At 73.5% G+C, this 8372-nt stretch carries 5 protein-coding genes and 1 pseudogene; 3 read left to right on the top strand and 3 right to left on the bottom strand.

The features are described from left to right. Positions 1–511, top strand: a pseudogene (locus PV350_RS26010) (DUF2637 domain-containing protein); the annotation flags it as partial. Positions 512–515: 4 nt separating this feature from the next. Here the strand turns inward: PV350_RS26010 and PV350_RS26005 are convergent. Continuing rightward, positions 516–3125: an MXAN_6230/SCO0854 family RING domain-containing protein gene (locus PV350_RS26005; protein WP_500336376.1), complete on the bottom strand. Its 2610-nt coding sequence runs from the start codon at positions 3123–3125 to the stop codon at positions 516–518. 342 nt (positions 3126–3467) lie between these two features. Beyond that, positions 3468–5132, bottom strand: coding sequence for a lysine--tRNA ligase (lysS, locus tag PV350_RS26000; protein WP_500336375.1), 1665 nt, complete (start codon positions 5130–5132; stop codon positions 3468–3470). 128 nt (positions 5133–5260) lie between these two features. Here lysS and argS point away from each other — a divergent pair, with 128 nt between their 5' ends. Beyond that, positions 5261–7009 (top strand): arginine--tRNA ligase, encoded by a 1749-nt coding sequence (gene argS / locus PV350_RS25995; RefSeq protein WP_500336374.1) that lies wholly within the window; start codon positions 5261–5263, stop codon positions 7007–7009. A gap of 92 nt (positions 7010–7101) precedes the next feature. After that, positions 7102–7929, top strand: a complete 828-nt coding sequence (locus PV350_RS25990) for a DUF4253 domain-containing protein (protein WP_500336373.1) — start codon at positions 7102–7104, stop codon at positions 7927–7929. An 82-nt stretch (positions 7930–8011) separates the two neighbouring features. Here the strand turns inward: PV350_RS25990 and PV350_RS25985 are convergent, their stop codons facing one another. Then, positions 8012–8338: a hypothetical protein gene (locus tag PV350_RS25985; RefSeq protein ID WP_499513273.1), complete on the bottom strand. Its 327-nt coding sequence runs from the start codon at positions 8336–8338 to the stop codon at positions 8012–8014. Positions 8339–8372: the final 34 nt, after the last annotated feature.

Below are 8372 nucleotides of genomic sequence, written 5' to 3'. Positions count from 1 at the left end.
GTACGGGACCTGCGGGTCGGCACCGGCCCCCGAACCGGTCCGTGCCGACCCGCAGGTCCCGTACCGGGCCCCCGCTCCCGCGCCGGAACCGGCACCCGAGCCGTACCAGGCACCGGAGCCGTACCAGGCGCCCGTGGTCGACCCGGTCACCGCCCCGATCACCGCCCCGGTCGGCGCCGGAAACCGCCGCCGCGCCCTCGCCGACGGCAACGGCGTGATCCCCACGCCCCGCAGCGAGTTCGCGCCGGAGCCCGACCCGGACTACTACCCCGAGCCGGAGCCGGAGCCCGTCACGGAGGACACCTCCCGCGAGGAGATATACGACCGCGCCTTCCGGGCCTACCACCAGCAGTTCGGCAACTTCCCCAACGCCCGCCAGTTCGGCCTGATCCTGCAGGACCGGTACGGCATCTCCAGCCCCAACGGCGGCCCCCTCAGCGAGAGCACGCTGCGCCCCTACGTCCGCGACCTGCGCCGCCGACTCGAACTCGACGGCCAGTACGCGTCGTAGCCCCTCAGCCGACGGCCGTGGCCGTGGCCAGCGAGGCGACCACGTCGGACGCCGACAGCAGCCGCACCTTCGCCGCGTCGAGGGCCGCCGGGTGCAGCGCGAACACCTCGCCGCCCTCGGGCAGGGCGACGTCGCCGCGCAGCAGGTACGCCAGCCGGGCCGCCTCCGGTACGGCGCCGTCCGCCGGGTCGCCGGACGGGGTCCCGATCCGCGCGGCGAACTCCGCCGCGGACTCGGCCTCCCGGCGCCGGTACGCGGTCGTGGAACCGTCCGCGTACCGCATCAGGACCGTCGCGGCGCGCGCCGCGGCCTGCCAGACGGCCAGTTCACCCAGCCCCACGCGGGCCCCGGAGGCGAACGAAGTGGTGAGGGCCTTGCCGAGCGCGGCGAGGTCGTCGCCGTGCCGCGCCACGCAGTGGCCGGTGCCGGTGACGCCCTTGACCACGTCGAGCCACCGCATCGTGCGGGCCGCCACGTCGATCACCAGCGGCACGCTCGCGCGGGCCCGTCCGGTCAGGTCGTAGCGCTGCTCCACGGCGCGGGCGTCGAAGACCGGCCCGGCGTCCCCGGGCGCGTCGCGCGCCATGAGCCCGGCGAAGCCCTCCGCCAGGTCCTCGAAGGGGACGTTGTTGTACGAGAAGACCACCGCGACCAGGTGGCGGACCCCGGCGTCCGCCAGCTTGTCCAGGTCGAGGTCGACGAACTCGCTCGCGCCCCGCGGTGCCGGGGCGCTGGTGAGGTCGCCGGAGTGCACGGCGGCGTCCTCCGCGAACCGCAGGCGCGTGTAGTCGCAGTGGCCGACCGGGTTCCACTCCGCGTCGAACAGGGCGGTGGACAGGTCGAGATCGGTCCGCCCGGACCGCTCGCTCTCCATCCAGTGCAGGAACAGCCGGACCGTCCTCCCGTCCGGCACGGGCAGCTCGCTGCCGCGCGGCAGGGTCACCAGGGCGCGTGAGGCGGTGCGCTCGGTGAACGGCGCGATCAGGCCGCCCAGGCCCGCGTCCACGACGGCAACGTCGACCGCCTCCCGCTCCGCGGCCCGCCGCAGCACCTCGGCGTGGAGGACGGCCACGGCCTTCCCGACGACGGGGGCCGCGATCGGCAGCCGGTCGTCGTCCGCCAGGTGCGCCTTGGCGCTGCCGCCCTTCGGGAAGAACACCCGGGTGCCGTCCGCGTGCGGACGGCTGCGGAGGGCGCCGAGCGCGGACAGCAGCACCGCGGGCGACACCCGGGGCACCGCCGACTCCAGCGCCGACAGCACGACGTCCGCCTCCGCGGCCTCGGACAGCCGCAGCAGGTGGTCGAGCCGGCGTACGAACTCGCCCGGCCGCTGGGCCAGCAGCGCGACCGCCGCCGGTACGTCCATGGCGTCCAGAGCGGCCTCGACCCGGCCCGCCCAGCCGTGCACCCGCACCGTCGTCCCACTCGCGTCGATCCGCGGCGCGCCGTCGGCCGCCGTCCGCAGGGTCGCGGTCAGCGCGTCGCCGTCCGCGAGCCGGGTGTCGCGCAGCGCCGCGACGGCCAGCGCCGCCCGCGGGAAACGGCCCGCGTGCTCGAAGGGGTGCAGGAGCTCCGCGGCCCGCAGCCAGGCGTGCCGGTGCCGGCGCATGTCCTGTGCGACCAGGTCCGGAGCGAGTCCGTCGAGCACCCCGAGCAGGGCGCGCCGCAGCGGCCTCGGCACCGCGCCGAAGCGCGGCAGGTCGACCAGGGCGGGGTCACCGCCCGAGCGCACGGCGAGCAGCCGCAGCACGTCCGTCGCGGTGTCGACGCGGGCCGTGACGGCCGGGAGGCTCGTCGCGTACGCGGCGGGATCGGCCAGCAGCCAGGCCAGCACCCGGGCCTTGGTCTCCCGGCCCGGGATCTGCTCGGGCAGCCACACCAGGGCGGCCCGGTCGCGGGTCTCCAGCAGGGCCGTGAGGTCGTCGGCGTCCTGCGGGCCGAGGGCGCCGGTACGGGCGAGGAGCCCGCGGATCTCCCCCGTGGCGTCCGCGTCCCGGGCGGCGAGGTCGCCGCCGTACTGCAGCACGCGCAGCCGCTCGGGCAGCGCGCGTCGCAGCCCGCCGAAGCGCCGCGGCCGGCGCGGTCGCAGGAAGGGGTCGTCCACCTCGATCCGGCGGTGGCAGATGGGGCACGCGGAGAAGTCCGCGCCGTCGAAGCAGGAACGGCACACCAGGTGCGCGCAGGGCGAGACCGCGTGGACGGTGCCCTCCGTGCCGCACAGCACGCAGGGCTGCTCCGGGTGCTGGAAGAGCAGGGTGAGGACACGGTCGACGTAGAAGGCGAAGGTGTCCCGCGGCGTGCTGGTGGGGAAGTCGCGGAACAGCGGCTCGTGGGGCCGGTCGGCGCCGAGCGCCTGGTCGACGTCGGCCAGCAGGGCCCGCCCGGCCGCGGTCAGCGCGGCCTCGCTCCGCTCGGTGAGCGCGGCCCGCAGCGCCGGCGCCATCAGGTAACCGCGGTCGAGGAGGTCCGCTTCCAGCAGCGCCACGCCCGCGACGGCGTCGAACGACGGCTCCGCCCGGGCGGCCGGCAGGTAGACGGCTCCGCGCCGGGAGAGCAGTACGGCCGCGGGCGTGCGCGGAGCGGTAGAGGTGGCTGCGGTCGTGGCCGTGGACATCCTTGTCTCCCCCTGGTCGATGTGCCGGGGCGGGAAGTGGGCGCGCTGAAATCCATCGCGGAACGCGACTTCGCAGAAGAAGGAAGCACGCCCGGGAGCCGCCCCGGGACCCGGTCCCGTGCCCGGTCCCCATGTCCGGGCCGGTGAGCCGGTTTGCGTGGGCGGGGCGGGAAGCCGGTGCACTGGTTCAGGGAAAGTGAGAGAAGGAAGCACACCGTGAGCCGCCCCGCGCCCGATGACCATAGCGCGCGCCGCTCACCGCCGCGTTCGAATATTCGCCGGCCCGCACGACGACGGCGGCGGGTGGCATCGCCACCCGCCGCCGTCGCATCTGAGTCCGGCTCAGCTCGCCGCGAGCAGCTCCCGCACGCGGTCCTGACCCACCGCCAGCAGCAGCGTGGGCAGCCGCGGCCCGGTGTCCCGGCCGACCAGCAGCTGGTAGAGCAGGGCGAAGAAGGACCGCTGGGCGACCTTCATCTCCGGCGTCGGCTTGGCGTCGGGCGCGAAGCCGGCCTGCACCTTCGGCACGCCGTAGACCAAGGTGGTCAGCCCGTCCAGCGACCAGTGCTCGGGCAGCCCGTCCACCAGCAGCTTCAGCGCCTCCCGCTCCTCGCCGGACAGCGCCGCCAGGGCCTCCGCGTCGGGCTCGGTACGCACCCGGGTGCGGGCCTCGGGCTCGACGTGGGTGTTCACCCAGCGCTCGGCGCAGTCCAGTCGCGGCCGGGCCTCGTCCAGGGAGGCCAGCGGCTGCTCCTGGTCGAAGTCGCGCAGGATGCGCAGCGTCTGCTCCTCGTCCCCGGTCGTGATGTCCACGACCGAGGCGAGGGTGCGGTAGGGCAGCTTGTGCGGGGTGGTGGGCAGCTCACCGCTCGCGGTCCGCGCGGCCCGCGAGTGCACCGCGAGGTCCACCGGGGCGGCCGTGCCCTCGGCGACCTTGCGCTCCAGCGCGTCCCACTCGTCGTAGGTGCGGGAGATCTCGTCGCCGAAGGAGATGTTGAACGCCTGGTTCGGCCGGCGGCGGGCGTACAGCCAGCGCAGCAGCTGCGGCTCCATGATCTGCAGGGCGTCGGCCGCGATCGGCACACCGCCCTTGGAGCTGGACATCTTGGCCATGCCGCTGATGCCGACGAAGGCGTACATCGGGCCGATGGGCGGCTCGGCGCCGAAGATCTCGCGGACGAGCTGCTGACCGACCATCCACGAGGAGCCGGGCGACTGGTGGTCCACGCCGGAGGGCTCGAAGTCCACGCCCTTGAAGGCCCAGCGCATCGGCCAGTCGACCTTCCAGACCAGCTTGCCGCGGTCGAACTCGCTCAGCCGCACCGTCTCGCGGTTGCCGCAGGCCTGGCACTCGTAGGTGAGGTCGGTGGTGTCGTCGTCGTAGGCGACGACCGTGGTCAGGTCCTTGTCGCAGGCCGAGCAGTACGGCTTGTACGGGAAGTACTCGGGGGCCTGCGCGAGCGAGGCCTCCTCGTCGTCCTGCTCCTCGCCGCCCTTCTTCTTCGTCCGGTAGCGACCGAGCACCCCGTCGATCCGCCGGCGCTCGCGCATCGCGTGCAGGATCTGCTCGCGGTAGGTGCCGGAGGTGTACTCGACGGTCTGGCTGATCTCGGTGACCTCGACGCCCAGCGCCGCCAGCGCCTCGCGGAACGGGGCCTTGAAGTGGTCCGACCACGTCTCGTACGGGCTGCCCTCGGGCGCCGGCACGGAGGTCAGCGGCTTGCCGATGTGCTCGGCGTAGGACGGGTCGTAGCCGGCCGGCACCTTGCGGTAACGGTCGAAGTCGTCCCAGGACAGGATGTGCTCGCACGGCACGCCGCGCCGCTTGATCTCGTCGGCGACCAGGTGCGGGACCATGATCTCGCGCAGGTTGCCGAGGTGGATCGGCCCGGAGGGGCTGATCCCGGAGGCGACGACGATTTTCTTGCCCGGAGCCCGCCGCTCGGCTTCCGCGATGACGTCGTCCGCGAAGCGGGCGACCCAGTCGGCCTCGGTGCTCTGAGCCACTGTCTCGACTTCCTTCCACCTGTGCAGCGGGTAGCGCGGTACCCGGCAATTGTCCCAGAGAAAAATGAGTGGTAGCGCGTGGGATACTGAGGGTTGATCTCCGATCCCTCTCAGGAAGCACCCATCCCATGGCCTCGGTCAACTCGCTTTCCGCCTCGATCCAGCAGCGCGTCGCTGACGCCCTCGGTGCCGACCCGCTGCTGCGACGTAGCGACCGGGCCGACTTCCAGGCCAACGGTGTGCTGGGCCTCGCCAAGCGGAACAAGGCGAACCCGCGCGAGCTGGCCGCCGAGGTCGTGGCCGCCCTCCCGGCGGACGACGGGCTGATCTCCTCCGTCGAGGTCTCCGGCCCCGGCTTCCTCAACATCACCGTCGCCGACTCCGCGATCACCCGGACGCTCGCCGCCCGGGCCGCCGACGACCGGCTCGGCGTGCCCGCGAAGGCCGCGCCCGGCGTCACGGTGATCGACTACGCGCAGCCGAACGTGGCCAAGGAGATGCACGTCGGCCACCTGCGGTCCTCCGTGATCGGCGACGCGCTCGTCAAGATCCTGGAGTTCGAGGGCGAGACGGTGGTCCGCCGCCACCACATCGGCGACTGGGGCACCCAGTTCGGCATGCTCATCCAGTACCTGGTGGAGCACCCGCACGAGCTGGACCACGACGCGTCCGACCCGGGCGAGGAGGCCGGCGAGGCCTCCATGTCGCGCCTCAACCGGCTCTACAAGGACTCGCGGGCCGTCTTCGACGCCGACGACGACTTCAAGACCCGGTCGCGCAAGCGGGTCGTGGACCTGCAGGCGGGCGAGCCGGAGACGCTGGCGATGTGGCAGCGGTTCGTGGACGAGTCGAAGATCTACTTCAACTCGGTCTACGACAAGCTCGACATCGAGATCCGCGACGAGGACGTCGTCGGCGAGTCCGGCTACAACGACATGCTCGTCGAGACCTGCGAGCTGCTGGAGAAGTCCGGCGTCGCCGTGCGCTCCAACGGCGCGCTGTGCGTGTTCTTCGACGACGTCAAGGGCAAGGACGGCGAGCCGGTCCCGCTCATCGTGCAGAAGGCCGACGGCGGCTTCGGCTACGCCGCGACCGACCTGTCCGCGATCCGCAACCGCACCGCGGACCTGCACGCGGACACCCTCCTGTACGTCGTGGACTTCCGGCAGGCCCTCCACTTCAAGATGGTCTTCGAGACGGCCAGGCGGGCCGGCTGGCTGACCGACGAGGTCAAGGCGCTCCACATCCCGTTCGGCGCGCTGCTCGGCAAGGACGGCAAGCCGTACAAGACCCGGTCCGGCGAGTCGTTCCGCCTGGTGGACCTGCTGGACGAGGCCGTGGAGCGGGCCGCGACCGTCATCCGGGAGAAGTCCGCGGAGCTGACGGACGCGGAGGTCGCCGACCGGGCCAAGGAGGTCGGCATCGGCGCGATCAAGTACGCCGACCTGTCGACCTCGCTCGGCCGGGACTACGTCTTCGACCTGGACCGGATGGTCTCGCTCAACGGCGACACCAGCGTGTACCTGCAGTACGCGTACGCCCGTATCCAGTCGATCCTGCGGAAGGCGGGCGACGCGAAGCCGGCCGCCCACCCCGAGCTGCCGCTGGCCCCGGCCGAGCGGGCGCTCGGACTGCTGCTGGACGAGTTCGCGGAGACCCTGGCAGCCGTGTCGGAGACGTACGAGCCGCACAAGTTGGCCTCGTACCTCTACGCGCTGGCCTCGGCGTTCACGACCTTCTACGACCAGTGCCCGGTCGTGAAGCCCGAGCCGGCTCCCGACGTCAAGGAGAACCGCCTCTTCCTCTGCGACCTGACCGCCCGCACCCTGAGCCAGGGGATGGCGCTGCTCGGCATCCGCACGCCCGAGCGCCTCTGACGCGCCCCGCGTCCGTACGACGGCGGCCCCGGCGGGAGTCGACACTCCCCCCGGGGCCGCCGTTGTCAGTGGGCACCCCTACATTCACGCCCATGGCGATGCTCCCCAACCAGCTCCCGAAGCTCGCGCAGGACCCGGCCGGCCGGTCCCTGGGCCTCGACCTCCCGCCCGGCACGCTCGTCGACGCCACGAGCGACGGCCGGTGGCCCGAACCGCTGCTCTGGCACGCGGAGGAGACCGCCGGGCCCGGCTCCTGGGAACGGCTGCTCCCCGCGCGCATGACGGCGGGACTGCACCCGGTGCTGCTCTCCATGGACGCGGCGCGGCCGGCCACGGCGGAACTGGACCCGGGGATGATGTCCTACCCGGGCGACCACGACGCCGAAGAGGTGCTGGCCGACTTCTGGGGCCATGAGGACGAGGACGACGCGGAGGACGCGGCCCCCGACGAGGACGCGGCGGACCTGGTCGCCCCGTTCGGCCGGGCGTGGCCCGGCCTCGCCCCGCCGCGGGAGTTCGAGGCCGACCCGGACGTCAGGGCGGCCGAGGTCGCCGCGACCGTGGTCGAGACGGGGTGGTTCAAGGACCCCCGAGCGGCCCTCGTCCCCGCCCGGCGCAGCGCCGACGTCCCCGCGGCCATCGGCTGGACGGGGCCGTGCAACCACGAGAACGACGTGGCCCGGCTCTGTTCGGTGCTGCGCTCCTGGGAGGAGCGCTTCGGCGTGCGCGTCGTGGCCCTCGCCTTCGACGTACTCGTGCTGTCGGTGGCCGCGCCGCCGGCCACCGTGCGGGAGGCCGAGGCCGTGGCCGCCGAGCACTTCGCCTTCTGCCCGGACAACATCACCCAGGGCAGCGGCTCGCTCCGCGCGTACGCCGAGTCCCTGGTGGGCGTGCCCACCTGGTCCTTCTGGTGGGACTAGACGGATCCCCTGCCGGGCCCGAGGTACGGGTGTCCTTCCCCGCGGTGGAAGGACACCCCCGAGACGACCCGGTCAGTACCGCTCAGCGGTGGAAGTGCCAGCGGTGGTCGTGACGGTGGTGGCGGTGGTGCCAACGGGGGTGGTGCCGGTGGTGGCGGTGGTACCAGCGGCCGTCACGCCCCCGGTCACGGCGGTACTCGCCGCCCCGGCCGCGGTCACCGTAGCGCCGGTACTCGCCGCCCCGGCCGCGGTCGCCGTCGTGCCGGTACTCGCCGCCCCGGTCGTTTGTCGCCTGGGTCGTCTGCGACACCGCCGCCGGTGGCGGCGCTGCGGCGCTGGCGGCACCGGCCCCGCCCAGAAGGACGGCGGCCGCGACGCCCAGCGCGGCGGCGAATCGGGGAATCCGCATCGCGGTTCTCCTTTCACGGCGGAGGCCCTTGTGC

The organism is Streptomyces sp. PA03-6a (assembly GCF_033792765.1).
Lineage (GTDB): Bacteria > Actinomycetota > Actinomycetes > Streptomycetales > Streptomycetaceae > Actinacidiphila.
This window is presented reverse-complemented; position numbering and strand designations above follow the sequence as displayed.